Source organism: Serratia sp. K1WW1, from assembly GCF_055790865.1.
This window is the reverse complement of record NZ_CM147697.1, coordinates 4,536,896-4,556,942: the sequence shown is the minus strand read 5'-3', so window position 1 is coordinate 4,556,942 and position 20,047 is coordinate 4,536,896. Positions and strand designations below refer to the sequence as shown.

The window sequence follows — 20,047 nt, the reverse complement described above, 5'->3', positions numbered from 1 at the left end:
AGTACTCATATCAGAGGAGTTAATTGTCGCGTTCAATAATGAAGTTGGCCAATGCACGTAACGGTGCGGTGTTATAAGATTGTGTGGCCAACGAGTCTAATGCGGCCAAGGCTTCCTGATAGAGATCCCACGCTTTTAACTTGGCGCTGTCAAGCCCAAGTAGGGCCGGGTAGGTACTCTTGCCAAGCTGTTGGTCGGAGCCTTGGCGTTTACCGATTTTTTCGGTTTCGCCCACGACGTCAAGAATATCGTCCTGCACCTGAAACGCCAGGCCAATGGCGGCCGCGTAACGGTCAAGTTCAGGGAGTGAAGCACGGCCCGGCTCACCGGCGGCCAATGCCCCCAAGCGAACTGCGGCACGGATCAGCGCGCCGGTTTTATGGCGATGGATCTGCTCTAACGCTTGTAAATCGATCTGCTTACCTTCGGCTTCCAGATCCAGCGACTGGCCACCGCACATACCAGCAACGCCGCTGGCTTTGGCCAGTTCGGAAATCATCGCCAGCCGATCGCGCAGTGCCACATCGGGCATGTCGGCGTCAGCCAGGATCGAGAACGCCAGCGTTTGCAGGGCATCGCCCGCCAGAATGGCGTTAGCTTCCCCGAATTTGATATGGCAGGTTGGCTGGCCGCGGCGCAGATCGTCGTCATCCATCGCTGGCAGATCGTCATGGATCAGCGAATAGGCATGGATGCACTCCACCGCCGCCGCTGGGGCATCCAGATTCTCCAGGCTCAGGCCAAACATTTGCCCGGTAGCATAAACCAGGAAAGGCCGTAGCCGTTTACCGCCCAGCAAGGCGCCGTGACGCATCGCCTCAACCATTTTGCCATCATTGAACGGCAGCGGAGCGATAAACCCAAGCAGTGCGCGATCGCTGCGCTGATGGAAGGCCTGTAACTGATCGTGGAACTCAGACATCGTAATTACTCAGCGTCCGGGGTAAAAGGGGTCAGTGCAGCATCGTCGTTATGGTCGTTGAGCAGGATCTGTACGCGCTGCTCCGCCTGTTGCAGCTTTTGTTGGCCCTGGCGAGCCAATTGGACGCCACGCTCAAACTCATTAAGCGCATCTTCCAGAGGCAACTCGCCGGATTCCAGGCGGGTTACGATACTCTCGAGTTCGCTCAGAGAATTCTCAAAGCTGATGCTTTGCTCTTTACTGTCTGATTGTGCAGGTTTTTTCGCCATAGTTTTCTTTTTACATCATCATGTGAACAGTGGGGCCCGAGCCTATCCTAGCGGATCTTGATTAGCAAATCATGGCACGTCTATGTGGTTTTGTGCACGGCGCGCATGCAGATAGTGATATACTTCGCGCCCAGATAAGATTGATAAAAGCTCGGCCAGCCCGCGATTTTATCAATCTTATCGCCATTGTATACCTAATAGCCTTGCAGTGGCAGCTAACCACGGCTGCTGGCAAGGGATAGGTGTTAATCTTTTGCCCGTAATTATTATCAGACTATAAAGACCGCCATGAAGTTTATCATTAAATTGTTCCCGGAAATCACCATCAAGAGTCAATCTGTGCGCTTGCGCTTCATTAAGATCCTGACTACCAACATCCGTAACGTCCTGAAGCAGTATGATGAAACTCTGGCGGTTGTCCGTCACTGGGATTTTATCGAGGTGCGTGCCAAAAACGAAGATCAGCGCCCGGCGATTGCCGATGCCCTGACGCGTATTCCCGGCATTCACCATATCCTGGAAGTGGAAGATCGTGCCTATACCGATGTCCACCATATCTTTGAGCAAACTCTGGAAACCTACCGCGAGCAACTGGAAGGCAAGACCTTCTGTGTGCGGGTGAAACGCCGTGGCAAGCATGAGTTCAGCTCGCAGGATGTCGAGCGCTACGTTGGTGGCGGTTTGAACCAGCATATTGAAAGCGCGCGCGTCAAACTTTCCCACCCTCAGGTTACGGTGAACCTGGAGATCGATGACGACAAGCTGATGTTGGTCAAGGCCCGCCGCGAAGGCATTGGCGGCTACCCGATCGGCACCCAGGAAGATGTGCTGTCACTGATTTCCGGCGGTTTTGACTCTGGTGTTTCCAGCTATATGCTGATGCGCCGTGGCTGTCGCGTACATTATTGCTTCTTTAATCTGGGTGGCGCGGCGCACGAAATTGGCGTCAAGCAGGTTGCCTACTATCTGTGGAACCGCTTCGGCAGCTCACACAAGGTGCGCTTTGTGGCGATCGATTTCGAACCGGTGGTCGGTGAGATCCTGGAAAAGGTCGATGACGGCCAGATGGGCGTGGTGCTCAAGCGTATGATGGTGCGTGCCGCTTCCCAGGTTGCTGAACGTTATGGCGTGCAGGCTTTGGTGACCGGCGAAGCGCTGGGCCAGGTTTCCAGCCAGACTCTGACCAACCTGCGTCTGATCGATAACGCCTCCGATACCCTGATCCTGCGCCCGCTGATCTCGCATGATAAAGAGCACATCATCAACGTGGCGCGTGAAATCGGCACTGAAGACTTTGCCAAGACCATGCCGGAATACTGTGGTGTGATCTCAAAAAGCCCGACGGTCAAGGCAATCAAAACCAGGATTGAAGAGGAAGAAGGGCACTTTGACTTCGAGATCCTCGATCGCGTGGTGCGCGAAGCGCGTAACGTGGATATCCGCACTATCGCAGAAGAAACCAGTCAGCAGGTCGCCGAAGTAGAAACCGTAGCTGAATTCAGCGCTGACGAAGTGATCCTGGATATCCGCTCGGTAGACGAGCAGGAAGAGAAGCCGCTGCAACTGGCGCAGGTGGAAGTCAAACTGCTGCCGTTCTACAAGTTAGGCACGCAGTTTGCCGATCTCGATCAGAGCAAAACCTACCTGCTGTACTGTGAGCGCGGCGTGATGAGCCGTTTGCAAGCGCTGTACCTGCTGGAGCAGGGCTACGCTAACGTTAAAGTCTACCGCCCGTAATCTGCGTTGCAGGGTAGCAATGCCGTTTCTCTGGTGTTGCTATCCTTAACCACGTCCCCTGTTTGATCCTCTTTTTTCTCTTTCCCCTCGAATAACTTTGACATAGTGGCTTACTTTGGTTTATTTATTGTTACGTTATAACATATCTTTTTATTGGGAAAGGAGCAGGATAATGCAGTTAAAAAAGTTGGTGGCGATACTGCCTTTTTGGTTTGTCAGCCATTCACAGGCTCATTCATTATGGGTTAATGCGCTACCCGCTACGGGCGGGCAGAGCACGATAGAGCTCGGTTATGGAGATGAGTTCCCTACCGCAGAAGCGATCCCTGCAGATCGCCTGCACATTTTCGCACCGGCCCAGTTGATCGGGAAGGATGGGGATCTGATGCTGAAGCCTGGTAAAGAGAATTACCAGTTCGTGACGGAAAAACCGTTAGCCAAGGGCAGCTATGCCGCTATCGCTATCTATAAACCCACCTATTGGTCGAAAAATAAAGCGGGATGGCAACAGCAGAGCAGGACGGAAATGCCAGACGCGCTTTACTGCGAGCGGGCTTCCATGTTTGGCAAAACCATTGTGAACATCGATGGGGCGACAGAGACCGCAGTCATCAGCCAGCCGCAGGGGTTGCAGCTGGAAATTATCCCGTTAGCCAACCCGGCCACCATCAAGCCAGGGCAGCCGTTGCCAATACAGGTATTGTATGACGGGAAACCGCTAAAGAATGCCGATGTGACGGCGACGTTTGCCGGATTTGGCGACCAACACGAGCACCATGGGCATACGCATAGTCATGCCAAAGCCTTTTTGAATCAGACCGACGGCAAGGGCAAAGTCAACGTTTACCCGCTGAAGGCGGGATATTGGGTCGTTGAAACCGAACATAAACTGCCTTATGTGGATAAGGCGAAATGTGATGGATCCGTGTTGCTTTCAACGCTGACCTTTACCATCAGCGAATAAGCCATTGGCTTGGCAGGCCAGCCGGCCTGCCAATATTGCTTCAATCGCGGAAGTCGTACATGCCGGGGATCAGTACCAGCTGTGCCGCTATCTCAGCCGCTTTGGCCTTACCCAACAGCAAATCGATCAGTTTCAGGGCAAACTCCATCGAGGTGCCTGGCCCCTGACTGGTGAGCAGGTTGACGCGTGGGTCGAACACGACGCGCCTTTCCATCCACTGCCCTTCCGGGATCTGCTCTTTCAGGCCGGGGAAGCCGGTCATATTGCCGATCGGGAACAGTTGGTGATGCTGCAATACCAAGGCCGGTGCCGCACAGATGGCAGCGACAATATTGCCTTGCAGATGCATCTGGCGGACTTTTTCCACCAGCAACGGGCTATCGCGAAAACATTCCGCACCCTTAATACCGCCAGGTAAGACGATGGCGTCAAAGTGGTCATCAACAATTGCCACCAAGGGGGCGTCTGCCAGCAGCTTCACGCCGCGTGAGCAGACGATGGTCAGGCCACCGTCACTGGCAACGCTGGCGGTCGTTACTTTGACTCCGGCGCGAACCAGCAGGTCGATGGTGGTTACGGCCTCGGTTTCTTCACTACCAGGTGCCAGGCAGACCAATACCGATGCGCTCATAGCTATTTTCCTTGCGTTTAATGATTTCAAACAGCCGGGTATTTTCTGGCAGCGGAATGCCGTGGCTGCGTCCGCGACGCAGCAAATAACCGGTAATGTAGTCGATCTCGGTGTGCCTTTGAGAACGGATATCCTGCAGCATCGAGGAGGTGTTGTCCGCCGTCGACTGGATCACCTGCATCACATAGAACACCAGGCTTTCGCACGAGGTGTGGTGACCTTCCATCTCCATCACGCTAGCCACCTCACGGCAGATAAGCTCTATCTGCTCAGGATAGCGCTGCAGATCGCCATTGCGGCAGTCATACAGCACGGTTAGCGGGTTGATGACGCAGTTGACCGCCAGCTTGCGCCAACTGGCCGAAGCAATATTGTTATGCCAGGCAACGTCGGGCAGGGCCTGGTGCAGGATCTCTGCCAGATGGCTGAGATGGGTGGCTTGCTGGGTCGTTGGGCCGATATGGGTGGTGCCGTTGGCGACGTGCACAATGGTGTTACCATCATGGCGTGCGGCATGGGTGGTGATGCCCTGTAGCACCGGCTGGCTGTGCGGTGGCAATTCCTCTTGAGTCCCTATGCCGTTATGCAGCAGCAAAATGGCACAGCGAGGGTTTAATTTGGGCAGTAATGCCGTCACCGCGCTGGAAACCTGCCAGGCTTTCAGCGTGACCAGCAGCAACTCACTTTGCCGCAGGTGTTCAGGATCGTTGGTGGGTAAATTACGGTTAAACGAGGTGCCGTCGGGTTCAATGACGTTGACCGCACAAAATGGCTGGGGCACCCGTAACCATCCCTGTACATCGTGGCCCTGCTGATAGAGTTTGGCTAGCCACAGTTGTCCGAGCGCGCCGCAACCAAGAATGGTTATTTTCATTTCATCTCCCTGGTTTTCGGAAAGACCACTGATGCATCCTTTTGATTATAGGCTTTTCTGTTGTTGAACGTCTTGTTCAGGCGTATATCTGAATTTTGCCTGAAACCGCAAAGCGGGTATCATGCACGGCAACGAAATCATACAGCACCCATTCAGGAGGAAGAGAAGTATGCCATCTTTCGACATCGTTTCCGAAATTGATATGCAGGAAGTTCGCAACGCCGTTGATAACGCTACCCGCGATCTCAGCACCCGTTGGGATTTCCGTAACGTACCGGCCAGCTTTGAGCTGAACGAGAAAGACGAAAGCATTAAGGTCGCCAGCGAGTCTGACTTCCAGGTGCAGCAACTGCTGGATATCCTGCGCGAAAAACTGATGAAACGCAGCATTGAAGGCGGCGCGCTGGAGATCCCGGAAGAGCTGACCCACAGTGGTAAAACCTACAGCGTGGATGCCAAGCTCAAGCAGGGGATCGAAAGCTCAATGGCGAAGAAGATCGTCAAGCTGATCAAAGACAGCAAGCTGAAGGTACAGGCGCAGATCCAGGGTGATGAAATCCGCGTTACCGGTAAGGCACGCGACGATCTGCAAAGCGTGATGGCGCTGATCCGTGGTGCCGATCTGGGGCAGCCGTTCCAGTTTAAAAACTTCCGCGATTAAGTTGTGCAGGGCCGGTAAACCGGCCCTATTGTTTTAAAGCGCTGCGATCAGGGCTTCCAACTGACCGCGATTGGTTTGTTTGGTATCTACCTTCACGTAAGCGCTGCGTTCCTCGGGAACCACGACCGCTTCCGCTACCCCCGGCTGAGCCAGCAAACGGCTTTGCAACGCCGAATCTTTTACCGCCAGTTCAGACAACGTGATACGCAGGCTGCTGACGTAAGGCGGCTCTTTCATGGTGCTGCTGACCACAAACCAGACGGCGGCAAGTACCGCACCGGCGATAAAGACCAACCCTGCTCCCTGAAAACCATATAACCAGCCGCCCACGCTGCCGCCGATGGCCACGCCAATAAACTGGCTGGTGGAGTAAACCCCCATCGCTGTGCCTTTATAACCCGCCGGGGACTCTTTGCTGATTAACGAAGGCAGGATGGCCTCCATGACGTTAAACGCCATAAAGAACAGCTGCACCCCGGCAATGATGCCCCATAGATGCTGGCCAGAAAACCACAGCACCACCTCGGCGCAAAACAGTACCGCCACGCAGCCCATAAAGACCTGCTTCATACGGCGGTATTTTTCCGCATAGATGATAAACGGCACTACGGCAATGAAGGAAACCAGCATGGTGACCAGATAGACCTTCCAGTGGTCCGCAGCGGCTAGCCCAGCTTTTTCCATCGCCAACGGTAGGGCAACGAAGCTGGACATCAGCAAGATATGCAGGCACAGGATGCCAAAGTTGAGTTTCAACAGCCGCGAATTGTTCAGCACCTTGCTAAAACTGCCCCGCACGATGCTCGATTCCCGGTTCAGCACGTGTTCGTCGGCAGAAGGGACGACCAGCAAGGTAATCGCGATACCGGCGAGTGACAGCACGGCAATCATCCAGAACAGCGCATGCAAACCGAAAGCATGGGTCACTATCGGGCCCACCACCATGGCGATAGCAAAGGTGATACCGAAGCTGATGCCGATAAACGCCATCGCCTTGGTTCGGTTCTGTTCGCGGGTTAAATCCGACAGCAGCGCCATTACCGCAGCGGCTATCGCCCCGGAACCCTGCAATGCACGGCCCAGAATGATGCCCCAGATAGAGTCGCTTAAGGCTGCGATCACGCTGCCAAGGGCGAATATCAGCAGCCCGCCGACGATCAGCGGCTTACGGCCAACGCGATCCGAAATCAGGCCGAAGGGGATCTGGAATACCGCCTGCGCCAGGCCATAAATACCAATAGCCAGGCCGATCAGTGCCTCACTGGCACCGTGCAGCGCCATCCCATAGGTGGTCAGTACCGGTAACACCATAAACATGCCAAGCATGCGCAGTGAGAATACGGTTCCCAAGCCCCAGGTCGCGCGGCGTTCTTGGGGCGTCATAATATTGTCGTTCATTTTGACCTCAGTAAAGCCTATTCCAACGGGTTAAGTAGGAGGACTTAGCCCGTTGGAATAGCCTCGGCAAAGTTGCGTCATTCTAGTGCGAAGGGCAGGGGGGGTAAATCGAATGTTGTTTAACAGATATTACAGTTGGCGTGCTTTTCTCTGAAACAAATAAAATGGGCCGCTAAGCGGCCCATTGGCAGACATCCGCTGTTTACCAAGCGTAGGTTAACAGGGTTTCTGGTGTCGCACTGGCACTGAAATCGATCGACATCATTACGCTAAGTGAAGTAATGGCCACGATTGAGAACACAAACAGTTTGCGCGCCCAGACGCTGTCATTTTCCGCTTTGTAACCGCGTAGCGCCATGCCCAGCCACCACACGCTCACCGCCGCTGCGACGATCAGGTATTTGTAGCCAGCATAACCGCCCAGGGTCAGCATCAGCGTGGCGATCATAAACGCCAGGATGTAGAGCGTGATGTGGTTTTTGGCAACGGAGATGCCTTTCACCACCGGCAGTACCGGGATATTGGCTGCCTGGTAATCTTTAAAGCGGAAGATGGCAATCGCATAGGAATGCGGCATCTGCCACAGGCTAAAGATAGCCAGCAGGATCAACGCACCAGCGTCAAACTCGTTGGTGACCGCGCAGTAGCCAATCACCGGTGGCGCGGCTCCAGACAGGCTGCCGATCAGCGTGCCGTATACCGAGTGGCGCTTCATGTACAGGCTGTAAACGCCGACATAAACCACAAAGCCCATCACCGCCAGCCACATGGCCAGCGGGTTGGCTGCGATATACAGCAGTGCAAAACCAGCAATACCCAGCAAGGTAGCGTAAACCAGGCTCACACTCGGCGCGATCAGGCCTTTTACCAGCACCCGGTTCTTCGTTCTCTCCATTTTCTTGTCGATGTCGCGGTCAATGTAGTTGTTAAATACACAGCCCGAGGCAACCACCAACGAGACCCCTAACAGGGTGGCGAGAAACAGGGGATAGTCGATGCTCCCTTTGGAAGCGAGCAGGAATCCCCCGACGACAGAAATTAAATTACCGAAAATAATTCCTGGTTTAGTTACTTGCAGGTATTGCTTAATCATCACGTCCAGCTCTGCTCTTAATCGACCATCATGTTGATGTTGAGGTTGTACATAATCCAGAGTGAACCCACAACAACGATACCGATGATCATAACGGTGAACAGCAATGCCACCAGGTTCCAGCGCTCTTCCGATGAGGTGTTCATATGCAGGAAGTAAACCAGGTGAACGATCACCTGGATAACTGCCATACCGACCACGACCGCCAGGATGGTGGAGTGAGAGGCGCTGCCGCTCATCACCATCGCAAATGGAATTACCGTCAGGATGACCGACAGGATAAAGCCGGTCAGATATGACTTCACGCTACCGTGGCTTGCGCCGCCGTGAGAGGTATCATGGGATGAATGGCTCATTTACATTACCCCCAGCAGGTAGACAACGGTAAATACGCAGATCCAGACCACGTCCAGGAAGTGCCAGAACAGGCTCAGACACATCAGACGGGTTTTATTGGTTGGGTTCAGGCCACGCTTGCTCACCTGAATCATCATGATGATGATCCAGATCAGACCGGTGGTTACGTGCAGACCGTGAGTACCTACCAGCGCAAAGAAGCTGGAGAGGAACGCACTGCGGTCTGGGCCGTAACCTTCGGCGATCAGGTGATGGAATTCATAGATCTCCATCGCCACGAAGCCGACGCCAAACAGGAAGGTCAGGAACAGCCAGGTGTTAACGCTGCTGACCTTGCCCTTGTTCATGCCGATCATCGCCATACCGTAGGTGATGGAGCTGAACAGCAGGAGGAAAGTTTCAACCAGTACAAAATTCAGGTCGAAGATATCTTTCCCAGTGGGACCGCCAGCGGTCCCGTTCACCAGTACTGCATAGGTTGCGAACAAGCTCGCAAACAAAATACAGTCGCTCATCAGGTAAACCCAGAATCCGAAGACCTTGGTTTCTCCTGCATCGTGGTGCCCATGCTCGGCATGGGCTGCGCTATGGTTGGTCAGAGTATCAGTTGACATGTTTCACGCCTGCTTTGCTGATTTGTTCATAGTGTTGGTTTTCAATGCGCTCGATCTCATCAACCGGCACATAGTAATCAACATCTTCATCGAAGCTCTTGACGATCCAGGTCACGATCATGCCGACGAAGCCAGCAATCGCCATCCACCAGATATCCCAGATCATCGCGAAACCAAATACCAGGCTGAAGCCAGCAATAATCACACCGGCGCCGGTATTCTTCGGCATATGAATCGGCTCGTATTTCGCGGGTTTCTTATAGGCTTCACCTTTTTCTTTCATGTCCCAGAACGCATCACGATCGTGAATTTCTGGCACTACGGCGAAGTTATAGAACGGAGGTGGTGAAGACGTTGACCACTCCAGCGTACGTGCACCCCACGGGTCACCGGTCAGATCGCGATTCTGCTCGCGGTCGCGGATACTGACGTAAACCTGGATCACTTGGCACAGGATACCGCAGGCAATCAGCGCTGCACCGCCAGCCGCAACCAGCAGCAACGTGTGGAACTCAGGGTCGATATTCTGACTGATACGACGGGTCATCCCCATAAAGCCCAATACGTACAGCGGCATAAAGGCGACGAAGAAACCGATGATCCAGAACCAGAATGCGCGGATACCCCAGGTCTCATTCAGACGGAAGCCAAAGGATTTAGGGAACCAGTAGGTCAGGCCAGCGAAGCAACCGAACACCACACCACCGATAATGACGTTATGGAAGTGGGCAATCAGGAACAGGCTGTTATGCAGCACGAAGTTGGCACCCGGTACCGCCAGCAGTACGCCGGTCATCCCACCGATGGAGAAGGTGATGATGAAGCCCACGGTCCATAGCATTGGCGAAGTGAACTGAATACGGCCCTGATACATGGTGAACAACCAGTTGAAGATTTTCACCCCGGTCGGGATGGAAATGATCATCGTGGCAATACCGAAGAAGGCGTTAACGTTGGCACCGGACCCCATGGTAAAGAAGTGGTGCAGCCAAACGATAAACGACAGGACGGTGATCGCAATGGTTGCCCATACCAGTGAGGTATAGCCGAACAGGCGCTTCTTCGAGAAGGTGGCGGTGACTTCAGAGAACACACCGAACACTGGCAGGACCAGGATATACACCTCTGGGTGACCCCAGGCCCAAATCAGGTTGATGTACATCATCATGTTGCCGCCCATATCATTGGTAAAGAAATGGGTACCCAGATAGCGATCCAGGGTCAGCAACGCGATGGTGACGGTCAGAATTGGGAAGGAGACAATGATCAGCACGTTGGTACACAGTGCTGCCCAGGTGAATACAGGCATCTTCATCATCGGCATGCCAGGGGCACGCATCTTCAGGATGGTGGCGAAGAAGTTCACACCGGTCAACAGAGTACCCAGACCGGAAATCTGCAGACTCCAGATCCAGTAATCGACCCCGACGCCAGGGCTGTATTCCTTACCCGACAACGGTGGATAGGCCAACCAGCCGGTTTGTGCGAATTCACCGACACCCAGAGAGATGTTGATCAAGACCACGCCGACCACGAAGAACCAGAAGCTCAGGGAGTTCAGGAACGGGAAGGCAACGTCGCGCGCACCGATTTGCAACGGCACCACCACGTTCATCAGACCTACCACGAAAGGCATCGCCATGAAGAAGATCATGATGACGCCGTGCGCGGTAAAGATCTGGTCGTAGTGGTGCGGCGGCAGGAATCCGGCCTCACCGGCAGACGCGAGCGCCTGCTGGCTACGCATCATGATGGCATCAGCAAAACCACGCAGCAGCATGACCATGGCCACGATGATGTACATGATACCGATTTTTTTATGGTCGACCGAAGTCAGCCATTCGCTCCATAGCCACTTCCATTTGCCGAAATACGTGATCAGCGCCAGCAGGGCCAGCCCGCCAACGATGATTGCAGCAACGGTGATCATGATGATCGGTTCATGCAACGGAACCGCATCAAGTGTTAATTTTCCCAACATCAGATTATTCCTCGGCTCCGGCGTGAGCATGTTCACCCATGTCCATACCCTGGCTCATGTCCATGCCCTGGTGCGCCGAAGCTTCTGCGCCCTTGTGCATGTGCATATCACCCATGAATTTGGCAATAGTCTCTTTGAACAAATTCGGTTTGACACTGGAGAAGTACTCAACCGGGTTGTTTTCACTCGGCTCGGCCAGTTTGTTAAAGTCGCTGGTGGTGTCAAGGGTATTAGGAGACCCCTTCACTTTGTTAACCCATTGATCGAAGTCGCCTTCGGTCGGAGTAACAATCGCAGTAAATTTCATGCCGGAGAAACCCGCACCGCTGTAACCACTGGAAATGCCTTTATACTGCCCAGACTCGTTGCCGATCAGGTGCAGTTTGGTCTGCATCCCGGCCATCGCATAAATCTGCCCACCTAACTGTGGAATAAAGAACGAGTTCATTACCGAGTTAGAGGTGACTTTGAATTCGACGGGAACATCTTTCGGGAAAGCCAGCTCATTAACGGTCGCGATACCCTGTTCTGGGTAGATGAACAGCCATTTCCAGTCTAACGATACCACTTCGATGGTCATTGGCTTTTTGTCGGCGACAATCGGCTTGAATGGATCCAGCGCGTGGGTTGTTTTCCAGGTTATGGTGCCAAGGATGGCGATGATAATGATTGGAATGGTCCAGACGACCGCTTCAATCTTGTTGGAGTGTGACCAATTCGGACTGTACTTGGCGCTCTTGTTGGAAGCACGATACTTCCAGGCAAAGGCAAATGCCATGAAGATCACTGGCACCACAACGATCAGCATCAAGCCGATTGCCGTGAGGATCAGTCTTCGTTGCTCAACACCTATTGCTCCTTTGGGATCCATCAACACCATATCGCAACCGCTTAGCAGAACGGTGGCGACAATTAAGGATAACATCCCAATACTTTTATTGTATTTCTTAAGTCTCATCTAACGACCCCAATTACCAAGGCTCTATATTGTCGTTTCATGTGTGCGGGCATTTTACGGGAAGGTTGCAGTACTGTAAACATACTTAAGAGAGTGTCAGCGGCTTGTTGACACTTTCTGTTAAGGGGGTCACACATGTAACGTAAGGTGACAATTTACTAATGGCAACAACGTGTTGGCGAGCTGAATCGTTCCGGGGGGATGCTATGTCATGGAAAACCAAGGGTATGTCAGGATATTGCGTCTGCGGTGGCGATGTTTGAATAGGCGCAAAAAGGTTTATTTAATGTAAAATTTTTGTTTTGTTGAGGTGAATTAAAATCTATTTCCGAGCGTTTTACTCGGGTAAAAAAATAGCTTTGGCGAAAATATTAAATTTTTAACGAAATAAATTCGTTTTTCTGATGCTTTTTTGTTGGCCGAATTTTATCGGCCAACAAAAAAATCACGCTAATTGCGTTCGGCGCAACGCCAGGTAGTCCAACAGGCTGCCCATGATAATCCCCACCAGACTCAGCATGGCACCGGTTTGCAGGAGCTGCACGGCGAGGTCGGGCCAGTTGGTCCAATTCAGCGCGTTGGCGATCAGCAACAGCAGCCATACGCCTAGCAGCGAGCAGCCGATGCCCAACAGACGCAATGCCCAGCGGTAGGCGGCACGAAACTCAGTGCGTGGCATGAAGTTGTCGGTGCGTTGCGTGTACTCCAATGTCTGGCGGCAGATTAACAGCAGCAACAGGCCCGGAACTGCAGCCGCGATGGAGAACAGATAAAACAGTGGCCAGCCATGGGCGGTCACGAACCAACCGGCAATCGGCCCGACGTAAACACGACCAACGGCGGAGAGCGCCGAGAGCAGGGCAAACTGGGTGGCGGAGAAGGATTTGTTGCACAGGGTCATCAGCAGGGCGACAAAGGCTGCGGTGCCCATGCCGCCACACAGGTTTTCCAGGAAAATGGCGCTGCCCATCGTCAGGATGTTTTTAGCGGTGATCGCCAACAGCCAGTAACCGATGTTGGATACCGCCTGCAAAATGCCGAACAGCATCAGCGCCCGGAACAGGCTGAGACGCTGCATCAAGACGCCGCCGAACAGGGCCCCGACGATGGTGGCAAACAGACCGAGCGTTTTGTTCACCAGGCCGACCTCGCCGGCATCGAAGCCGACGCCGCGGATCAGAAAGGTGGTGCTCAAACTCCCGGCAAAGGCGTCACCCATCTTATACATCACGATCAGCAACAGGATCAGCCAGGCATTGTTACGGGCGAAGAAGTCACGCAGCGGAGCGACTACCGCCATCTCTAGGGTGCGCGGTGCAGGAATGCTGTCGTCCGGTTCTGGTGCCATCAGCGTAGCGGCTACGCCAATTAGCATCAGCCCGGCCATTAACCAGTAAGTCGCCTGCCAGCCGAAATAGCGATCGGCCAGCCACAGGGCCAGCCCGCCGGAGACCAGCATCGCCAGGCGATAACCCAGTACCGACACTGCGGCCCCGGCACCGCGTTCTTCGGCCGCCAGCAGATCGGTTTTGTAGGCGTCAAAAACAATATCCTGTGAGGCAGAACAGAATGCCACCACCACCGCCAGCGTGGCCAGCCACCACAGATGCTGTGACGGATTCATAAACCCCATCGCCACGATGGCCACTACCAGCAGCAACTGGCTGATCAACAGCCAGCCACGCCGCCGCCCAAGGAAAGGGGGAGTGTAGCGATCCATAAACGGTGACCAGAGGAACTTGAATACGTAGGCCTGACCCACCAGCGAGAATATACCAATGGTTTTCAGATCGAGGCCTTCGACGGTCATCCAGGCTTGCAGCGTGCCGGAGGTCAATGCCAGCGGCAGCCCCGAGGCAAAGCCCAACACCAACAGGATGACGGAATTACGCTGGGTAAAAATATTCAGATACTGTTTTGACATGAGGTCCTGGTCTGCGTTGCCCGAAGGTACAGGCAACGCATTGCCTGATTAACGTGCGTTTTGCTTGATAAAGTCGTTGACGCTGGTGTCTTGAGCCATATCGGCGATGACGTCACCCAGCACGGTGTTGACCGCATCGGTGATTTTTTCATTGCTGGCGGTGAAGGCACCCTGCACGTTATAGGTAGAACGGTAGTTCTTCACCTGCTTGTTGCCGTTTTTGGCCTGGGCGATGATTGAAATATCCGCTTTGGTGGTGATGTTGTAGCGCAGGTTGCCTTGGGAAACGTCGGCAAACAGCGTATTCACCACGATCTGCAAATCAACCGCACCTGATGGCCCAATCATATAGCCACGCGCGCCCATTTGCTTTTCCAGCACTTCTTGTAGCAGGAAGCGCAGATCGCGTGATGGGGTCAGGGTGATCAGTTGGCCGTCACGGTTCACTTTGGCCAGCGCCTGGTCCGGGCGTTGATCGGCACCGTTAATGCTGATGGTGATCCCTTGCAGGGTTGGGTCCTGCTGTGGCAACACGATCTTCGGGGTTACGTTCAGGGTATTGGTGCTGGTAGCACAGCCAGCCAACAGCAGTGCAGCCAGCAGCGGAAGACAAAGTTTTTTTAACATTATGACTGTCTCATCAATCGTGGTTTTATACCCGGTGCTGTTCAAGCCCGCGGGCAGGGTTGTGGGTGCTTGATAATCAAAGCGCTAGAGTCAACGATAAATTGCCGCCATCATAGCATTGCCAACAACGGGGGGAAGTGTTGAAGGTGGCCGTGACGTAAATTTTTCCTCAACCAGGATAAAAACAGGCTTTTTTGCGAGGCTCAATCGGATAAACCTCAACTGAGCCGCTTTTATTGATGCTTTTTACAGCAAAGAGCGGTGGGATTTACGATAGCCATGTTCTGGCGGGGGCAAAACCGACTAAGATTAAAGTAGAACCTGGTAGCCTGCCGGTGTTGTAAGGAGATCCTATGATCCGCGAGCAAATAGAAGCAAAGTTAAGGGCGGCGTTTGAACCCGCGTATCTGGAAGTGACTGATGAGAGCTATCGGCATAACGTTCCTGCGGGATCCGAAAGTCATTTCAAAGTGGTGTTGGTGAGCGACCGCTTTGTCGGCGAACGGTTCCTGACCCGGCATCGCTCCATTTATGGCGTGTTGGCGGAGGAACTGGAAAACGGCGTACACGCGCTGGCATTGCATACCTATACCTTGAAGGAGTGGGAAGGGCTGCAGGATACGGTTCCGGCTTCACCACCTTGTCGTGGGGCGGGCACACTGGCTTAATACCTAAAATTTACGGTATCAGTGGAACTTTTACCCGTATTTAAGGTATTACTACTGACGAATTTTGCAACGGCCTGCGGGCCGTTGCTGTTTTTGACGACGACAAAGCCGAAGGCGTTTGCCGCTCTGATGGCCATGGCATCAAGGTATTTGGGCGAAAAATCGGCAAAAGTGTGATTTTTAACGCGCCAGTGCTGCCTTGCCATCCTCGACTAGCTACGCTTGCGCCGCTATAATGTCGCGTCTATTTTTTCCGGAATGGTTTCGGAACGCTCTCGACATCAGGGAACTCGGTTTTTAATGTAGCCGTCCTGGTTCTTGGAACGGAGTTGACCGAGCACTGTGATTTTTTTGAGGTAACAAGATGCAAGTTTCAGTAGAAACCACTCAAGGCCTTGGGCGCCGTCTCTCTATTACTGTACCCGCTGATGTTATCAATCAGGCAGTAAAGAAAGAGCTGATCAACGCAGCTAAAAGCGTACGTATCGACGGTTTCCGTAAAGGCAAAGTGCCAATGAACATCGTCGAACAGCGTTATGGCGCCTCCGTCCGTCAGGACGTGCTGGGCGATCTGATGCAGCGCAACTTTGTTGACGCGATCATCAAAGAGAAAATCAACCCGGCCGGTGCACCAAACTACGTACCGGGCGAGTATAAAGAAGGCGAAGATTTCGCTTTCACCGTGGAATTCGAAGTCTATCCAGAAGTTGAGCTGAAAGGCCTGGAAAGCATCGAGGTTGAAAAACCTGTAGTTGAAGTTAACGACGCCGATGTTGATACCATGCTGGAAACTCTGCGTAAGCAGCAAGCGACCTGGAAAGACACCGACGGCGCAGCCACTGCTGAAGACCGCGTGACCGTTGACTTCACCGGCTCTATCGACGGTGAAGAGTTTGAAGGCGGTAAAGCTGCCGATTTCGTTCTGGCCATGGGCCAGGGCCGCATGATCCCAGGCTTCGAAGAAGGTCTGGTGGGTCATAAAGCCGGTGAAGAGTTCACCATCGACGTCAACTTCCCAGAAGATTACCACGCTGAAAACCTGAAAGGGAAAGCGGCCAAGTTCGCTATCGTGCTGAAGAAAGTTGAACAGCGCGAGCTGCCAGAACTGACTGAAGAGTTCATCAAGCGTTTCGGCGTGGCTGATGGTTCTCTCGCCGGTCTGCGTACCGAAGTGCGTAAAAACATGGAGCGCGAACTGAAAGGCGCCGTGCGTAACCGCATCAAGACTCAGGCTATCGACGGTCTGGTCAACGCTAACGAAATCGACGTGCCAGCGGCACTGATCGACGGCGAAGTCGACGTTCTGCGTCGTCAGGCTGCACAGCGTTTTGGTGGCAACGAGAAGCAAGCGTTGGAACTGCCACGCGAACTGTTCGAAGAGCAAGCCAAACGTCGCGTTGTGGTCGGCCTGCTGTTGGGCGAAGTGATCAGCACCAACGATCTGAAAGCCGATGAAGAGCGCGTTAAGACCCTGATCGAAGAAATGGCTTCCGCCTACGAAGATCCGAGCGAAGTTGTTGAGTTCTACAGCAAAAACAAAGAGCTGATGAACAACATGCGTAGCGTTGCTCTGGAAGAACAAGCGGTAGAAGCCCTGCTGGCTAAAGCGAAAGTGACCGAAAAAGCCACTACCTTCAGCGAGCTGATGAACCAGACTCAACAAGCTTAATGCTGGTTGATGCCAGGAACGGCCTGATGGCAGGTCCATTGCCGTAACAGGGAGTTCCTTACAAGGCCCGTAACTTTGGTTACGGGCTTTTCTTTTGCCACGTGACTGATTAATCTCGGCTTAACTGTGGCAATATGCACTATATTTATTGGGACGAGGATGAATGGCGGTAGCGGAAGGCCAGTGGTTGTGACCTTGCCTGCCACACAGGGATGTTGGTGAAATTGTTCACCGGGCTTGAAATTCGCTCTGTGACCCCCCAATTCCTACAACAGTATGGGCCGCTTTATCCGCCTGGCGGAATGATAGCGCCGTCAAATCAGTGTGGAGCCTGTCGATGGCTTGAACGTAGTCATGATGGCCGTTCTCAAGTAGAATCGACAGACAATGGCGCCAAGGCAATTTCTATTAGGAGACGGTAATGTCATACAGTGGCGAACGAGACCAATTTGCACCTAACATGGCACTGGTGCCGATGGTGGTAGAGCAGACTTCGCGCGGGGAGCGTTCTTACGATATTTATTCCCGCCTGCTGAAAGAGCGCATTATCTTCCTGACCGGCCAGGTTGAAGATCATATGGCTAATCTGATCGTGGCGCAGATGTTGTTCCTCGAGGCAGAAAGCCCAGAAAAAGATATTTTCCTGTATATCAACTCACCGGGCGGCGTGATCACGGCGGGTATGTCAATCTATGACACCATGCAGTTTATCAAACCGGACGTCAGCACCATCTGTATGGGGCAGGCGTGTTCCATGGGGTCGTTCCTGCTGACGGCAGGCACCAAGGGCAAGCGTTTCTGCCTGCCAAACTCCAGAGTGATGATCCACCAGCCGCTGGGCGGCTACCAGGGCCAGGCAACGGATATTGAAATCCATGCGCGTGAGATCCTGAAGGTGAAGGCTCGCATGAATGAGCTGATGGCACAGCATACCGGCCAATCGCTGGAGCAGATCGAACGTGATACCGAACGTGACCGCTTCATGACGGCGGAAGACGCGGTAGAATACGGTCTGGTCGACAGCATTCTGACGCACCGCAGCTAAAACTATACCCAAAGGGCCGCAAGCTGTAGAGCGTACCTGCCGCCTCAAGGGTTATGGGTAGCGCGCGGCTTGCGGGCCGATAGGCTATAGTATTCAGAGCGGGCCTGGCTCGCTTTAAACAGCGTTATCGGCGTTCCCGGTATAAAGTTTGGGCGCATTGTCGCCGCGTAATGGTGCGGGACAAAGACAAAAGAAGAGGTTTGACTCATGACAGATAAGCGCAAAGACGGTTCAGGAAAGTTGCTGTACTGCTCTTTCTGCGGCAAAAGCCAGCATGAAGTGCGTAAGCTGATTGCCGGTCCGTCAGTGTATATCTGCGATGAATGTGTTGATCTGTGTAACGACATTATTCGCGAAGAGATTAAAGAGGTTGCGCCGCATCGCGAGCGTAATTCATTGCCGACACCGCACGAAATTCGTCACCACCTGGACGATTATGTTATCGGCCAGGAACAGGCGAAAAAAGTGCTGGCGGTGGCGGTCTATAACCACTACAAACGCCTGCGTAACGGCGATACCAGCAATGGCATCGAACTGGGCAAAAGCAATATTTTGCTGATCGGCCCAACCGGTAGCGGCAAAACCTTGCTGGCAGAAACGCTGGCACGTTTCCTGGATGTGCCTTTCACCATGGCCGATGCCACGACGTTGACCGAAGCCGGTTACGTGGGTGAGGACGTGGAAAACATCATCCAGAAACTGTTGCAGAAATGCGATTACGACGTGCAGAAAGCCCAACGCGGCATCGTCTATATCGATGAAATTGACAAGATTTCACGTAAGTCAGACAACCCGTCCATCACCCGTGACGTTTCGGGCGAAGGCGTGCAGCAGGCGTTGCTGAAGCTGATCGAAGGCACGATTGCGGCGGTTCCACCACAGGGTGGGCGTAAACATCCGCAGCAGGAATTCCTGCAGGTGGACACCTCCAAGATCCTGTTTATCTGTGGCGGTGCGTTTGCCGGCCTGGATAAGGTGATTGGCCAGCGTGTTAACACCGGTTCCGGTATCGGTTTTGGTGCCACGGTGAAGGGTGAATCTGAAAAAGCCACCGAAGGCGAACTGCTGTTGCAGGCAGAGCCGGAAGACTTGATCAAATTTGGCCTGATCCCGGAATTCATCGGTCGTCTGCCGGTGGTTGCCACCCTCAGCGAACTGAGCGAAGAGGCACTGATCCAGATCCTGAAAGAGCCGAAAAACGCCCTGACCAAGCAGTATCAGGCGTTGTTCAATCTGGAAGGGGTCGATCTGGAGTTCCGTGAGGAAGCGCTGAACGCCATCGCCAAGAAGGCCATGACGCGTAAGACGGGTGCCCGTGGTCTGCGTTCGATTGTCGAAGGCGCGCTGCTGGACACCATGTACGATCTGCCGTCGCTTGAAAGCGTAGATAAAGTAGTGATCGACGAATCTGTGATCGCTGGCCAATCCAAGCCGTTATTGATTTACGGCAAGCCGGAAGCGCAGGCTTCTGGCGAATAATTAGCCAGTCAAACCAGAAAGTTAATCGTAAAAGGGGGATTTTATCCCCCTTTTCTTTTTCTCTACATTGTTACCGTTGAATGTCAGAGATTCATCCCCATATACTCATAATCCAGATTTTGTGAAACGTTTGATGCTGGCGTCTCATGAGATCCCCCTAATCCTGGCGGAAATTA

The 20,047-nt window shown here is 53.3% G+C and carries 19 protein-coding genes; 7 read left to right on the top strand and 12 right to left on the bottom strand.

The window, feature by feature from the left end; all coding sequences use genetic code 11:
- Positions 1–19: 19 nt before the first annotated feature.
- On the bottom strand, positions 20–922 hold the full coding sequence (gene ispA / locus ACX9GU_RS20675) for a (2E,6E)-farnesyl diphosphate synthase (protein WP_473192747.1): 903 nt from the start codon (positions 920–922) through the stop codon (positions 20–22).
- A 5-nt stretch (positions 923–927) separates the two neighbouring features.
- Positions 928–1,191: an exodeoxyribonuclease VII small subunit gene (gene xseB, locus ACX9GU_RS20670; protein WP_021180184.1), complete on the bottom strand. Its 264-nt coding sequence runs from the start codon at positions 1,189–1,191 to the stop codon at positions 928–930.
- A 288-nt stretch (positions 1,192–1,479) separates the two neighbouring features.
- Here xseB and thiI point away from each other — a divergent pair, with 288 nt between their 5' ends.
- Positions 1,480–2,928: a tRNA uracil 4-sulfurtransferase ThiI gene (gene thiI / locus ACX9GU_RS20665; RefSeq protein ID WP_473192746.1), complete on the top strand. Its 1,449-nt coding sequence runs from the start codon at positions 1,480–1,482 to the stop codon at positions 2,926–2,928.
- 172 nt (positions 2,929–3,100) lie between these two features.
- Complete coding sequence (locus ACX9GU_RS20660; protein ID WP_473192745.1) at positions 3,101–3,892, top strand: DUF4198 domain-containing protein; 792 nt, start codon at positions 3,101–3,103, stop codon at positions 3,890–3,892.
- 40 nt (positions 3,893–3,932) lie between these two features.
- Here the strand turns inward: ACX9GU_RS20660 and yajL are convergent, their stop codons facing one another.
- Positions 3,933–4,523 carry a protein deglycase YajL gene (gene yajL, locus ACX9GU_RS20655; protein WP_024483935.1) on the bottom strand — a complete coding sequence of 197 codons (591 nt, stop codon included), beginning with the start codon at positions 4,521–4,523 and terminating at the stop codon, positions 3,933–3,935.
- Positions 4,486–5,397, bottom strand: a complete 912-nt coding sequence (panE, locus tag ACX9GU_RS20650; protein WP_024483936.1) for a 2-dehydropantoate 2-reductase — start codon at positions 5,395–5,397, stop codon at positions 4,486–4,488. Before panE ends, yajL begins: the two co-directional genes overlap by 38 nt.
- Positions 5,398–5,566: 169 nt before the next feature.
- On the opposite strand from panE, the gene ACX9GU_RS20645 reads away from it, so the two are divergent.
- Complete coding sequence (locus ACX9GU_RS20645) at positions 5,567–6,058, top strand: YajQ family cyclic di-GMP-binding protein (protein ID WP_024483937.1); 492 nt, start codon at positions 5,567–5,569, stop codon at positions 6,056–6,058.
- Between the two features lie 33 nt (positions 6,059–6,091).
- On the opposite strand, the gene ACX9GU_RS20640 is transcribed toward ACX9GU_RS20645, so the two are convergent.
- The 8 genes from ACX9GU_RS20640 to ACX9GU_RS20605 all read right to left on the bottom strand — a co-directional run bounded on the left by ACX9GU_RS20640 (position 6,092) and on the right by ACX9GU_RS20605 (position 15,010).
- Positions 6,092–7,456, bottom strand: coding sequence for an MFS transporter (locus ACX9GU_RS20640; protein ID WP_024483938.1), 1,365 nt, complete (start codon positions 7,454–7,456; stop codon positions 6,092–6,094).
- A 202-nt stretch (positions 7,457–7,658) separates the two neighbouring features.
- Entirely contained in the window at positions 7,659–8,549 is an 891-nt protein-coding gene (cyoE, locus tag ACX9GU_RS20635) for a heme o synthase (protein ID WP_021180177.1), read from the bottom strand.
- 17 nt (positions 8,550–8,566) lie between these two features.
- Positions 8,567–8,905 carry a cytochrome o ubiquinol oxidase subunit IV gene (locus tag ACX9GU_RS20630; RefSeq protein WP_021180176.1) on the bottom strand — a complete coding sequence of 113 codons (339 nt, stop codon included), beginning with the start codon at positions 8,903–8,905 and terminating at the stop codon, positions 8,567–8,569.
- A complete protein-coding gene (locus tag ACX9GU_RS20625) occupies positions 8,906–9,520 on the bottom strand; it encodes a cytochrome o ubiquinol oxidase subunit III (protein WP_024483940.1) in 615 nt (204 codons plus the stop codon).
- Positions 9,510–11,501 (bottom strand): cytochrome o ubiquinol oxidase subunit I, encoded by a 1,992-nt coding sequence (gene cyoB / locus ACX9GU_RS20620; RefSeq protein WP_473192744.1) that lies wholly within the window; start codon positions 11,499–11,501, stop codon positions 9,510–9,512. The genes ACX9GU_RS20625 and cyoB overlap by 11 nt, the downstream gene beginning before the upstream one ends.
- 4 nt (positions 11,502–11,505) lie before the next feature.
- Positions 11,506–12,459 (bottom strand): cytochrome o ubiquinol oxidase subunit II, encoded by a 954-nt coding sequence (gene cyoA, locus ACX9GU_RS20615; RefSeq protein ID WP_071683014.1) that lies wholly within the window; start codon positions 12,457–12,459, stop codon positions 11,506–11,508.
- A 445-nt stretch (positions 12,460–12,904) separates the two neighbouring features.
- Entirely contained in the window at positions 12,905–14,383 is a 1,479-nt protein-coding gene (gene ampG / locus ACX9GU_RS20610) for a muropeptide MFS transporter AmpG (RefSeq protein ID WP_021805485.1), read from the bottom strand.
- A gap of 48 nt (positions 14,384–14,431) precedes the next feature.
- Positions 14,432–15,010: a lipoprotein gene (locus ACX9GU_RS20605; RefSeq protein ID WP_021180171.1), complete on the bottom strand. Its 579-nt coding sequence runs from the start codon at positions 15,008–15,010 to the stop codon at positions 14,432–14,434.
- Between the two features lie 353 nt (positions 15,011–15,363).
- Here ACX9GU_RS20605 and bolA point away from each other — a divergent pair, with 353 nt between their 5' ends.
- From bolA to clpX, 4 genes are all read left to right on the top strand, one after another.
- Positions 15,364–15,678: a transcriptional regulator BolA gene (gene bolA / locus ACX9GU_RS20600; protein WP_021805484.1), complete on the top strand. Its 315-nt coding sequence runs from the start codon at positions 15,364–15,366 to the stop codon at positions 15,676–15,678.
- A gap of 364 nt (positions 15,679–16,042) precedes the next feature.
- Entirely contained in the window at positions 16,043–17,347 is a 1,305-nt protein-coding gene (gene tig, locus ACX9GU_RS20595) for a trigger factor (protein WP_473192743.1), read from the top strand.
- A gap of 421 nt (positions 17,348–17,768) precedes the next feature.
- Positions 17,769–18,392: an ATP-dependent Clp endopeptidase proteolytic subunit ClpP gene (gene clpP / locus ACX9GU_RS20590; RefSeq protein ID WP_411752707.1), complete on the top strand. Its 624-nt coding sequence runs from the start codon at positions 17,769–17,771 to the stop codon at positions 18,390–18,392.
- A gap of 207 nt (positions 18,393–18,599) precedes the next feature.
- Positions 18,600–19,871 carry an ATP-dependent protease ATP-binding subunit ClpX gene (clpX, locus tag ACX9GU_RS20585; RefSeq protein WP_021180166.1) on the top strand — a complete coding sequence of 424 codons (1,272 nt, stop codon included), beginning with the start codon at positions 18,600–18,602 and terminating at the stop codon, positions 19,869–19,871.
- The last annotated feature ends 176 nt before the right edge of the window (positions 19,872–20,047 follow it).

Coding starts and splice junctions, on each gene's coding strand:
- ispA (WP_473192747.1), bottom strand. CDS start 922: ATGTCTGAGTTCCACGATCAGTTACAGGCCTTCCATCAGCGCAGCGAT.
- xseB (WP_021180184.1), bottom strand. CDS start 1,191: ATGGCGAAAAAACCTGCACAATCAGACAGTAAAGAGCAAAGCATCAGC.
- thiI (WP_473192746.1), top strand. CDS start 1,480: ATGAAGTTTATCATTAAATTGTTCCCGGAAATCACCATCAAGAGTCAA.
- ACX9GU_RS20660 (WP_473192745.1), top strand. CDS start 3,101: ATGCAGTTAAAAAAGTTGGTGGCGATACTGCCTTTTTGGTTTGTCAGC.
- yajL (WP_024483935.1), bottom strand. CDS start 4,523: ATGAGCGCATCGGTATTGGTCTGCCTGGCACCTGGTAGTGAAGAAACC.
- panE (WP_024483936.1), bottom strand. CDS start 5,397: ATGAAAATAACCATTCTTGGTTGCGGCGCGCTCGGACAACTGTGGCTA.
- ACX9GU_RS20645 (WP_024483937.1), top strand. CDS start 5,567: ATGCCATCTTTCGACATCGTTTCCGAAATTGATATGCAGGAAGTTCGC.
- ACX9GU_RS20640 (WP_024483938.1), bottom strand. CDS start 7,456: ATGAACGACAATATTATGACGCCCCAAGAACGCCGCGCGACCTGGGGC.
- cyoE (WP_021180177.1), bottom strand. CDS start 8,549: ATGATTAAGCAATACCTGCAAGTAACTAAACCAGGAATTATTTTCGGT.
- ACX9GU_RS20630 (WP_021180176.1), bottom strand. CDS start 8,905: ATGAGCCATTCATCCCATGATACCTCTCACGGCGGCGCAAGCCACGGT.
- ACX9GU_RS20625 (WP_024483940.1), bottom strand. CDS start 9,520: ATGTCAACTGATACTCTGACCAACCATAGCGCAGCCCATGCCGAGCAT.
- cyoB (WP_473192744.1), bottom strand. CDS start 11,501: ATGTTGGGAAAATTAACACTTGATGCGGTTCCGTTGCATGAACCGATC.
- cyoA (WP_071683014.1), bottom strand. CDS start 12,459: ATGAGACTTAAGAAATACAATAAAAGTATTGGGATGTTATCCTTAATT.
- ampG (WP_021805485.1), bottom strand. CDS start 14,383: ATGTCAAAACAGTATCTGAATATTTTTACCCAGCGTAATTCCGTCATC.
- ACX9GU_RS20605 (WP_021180171.1), bottom strand. CDS start 15,010: ATGTTAAAAAAACTTTGTCTTCCGCTGCTGGCTGCACTGCTGTTGGCT.
- bolA (WP_021805484.1), top strand. CDS start 15,364: ATGATCCGCGAGCAAATAGAAGCAAAGTTAAGGGCGGCGTTTGAACCC.
- tig (WP_473192743.1), top strand. CDS start 16,043: ATGCAAGTTTCAGTAGAAACCACTCAAGGCCTTGGGCGCCGTCTCTCT.
- clpP (WP_411752707.1), top strand. CDS start 17,769: ATGTCATACAGTGGCGAACGAGACCAATTTGCACCTAACATGGCACTG.
- clpX (WP_021180166.1), top strand. CDS start 18,600: ATGACAGATAAGCGCAAAGACGGTTCAGGAAAGTTGCTGTACTGCTCT.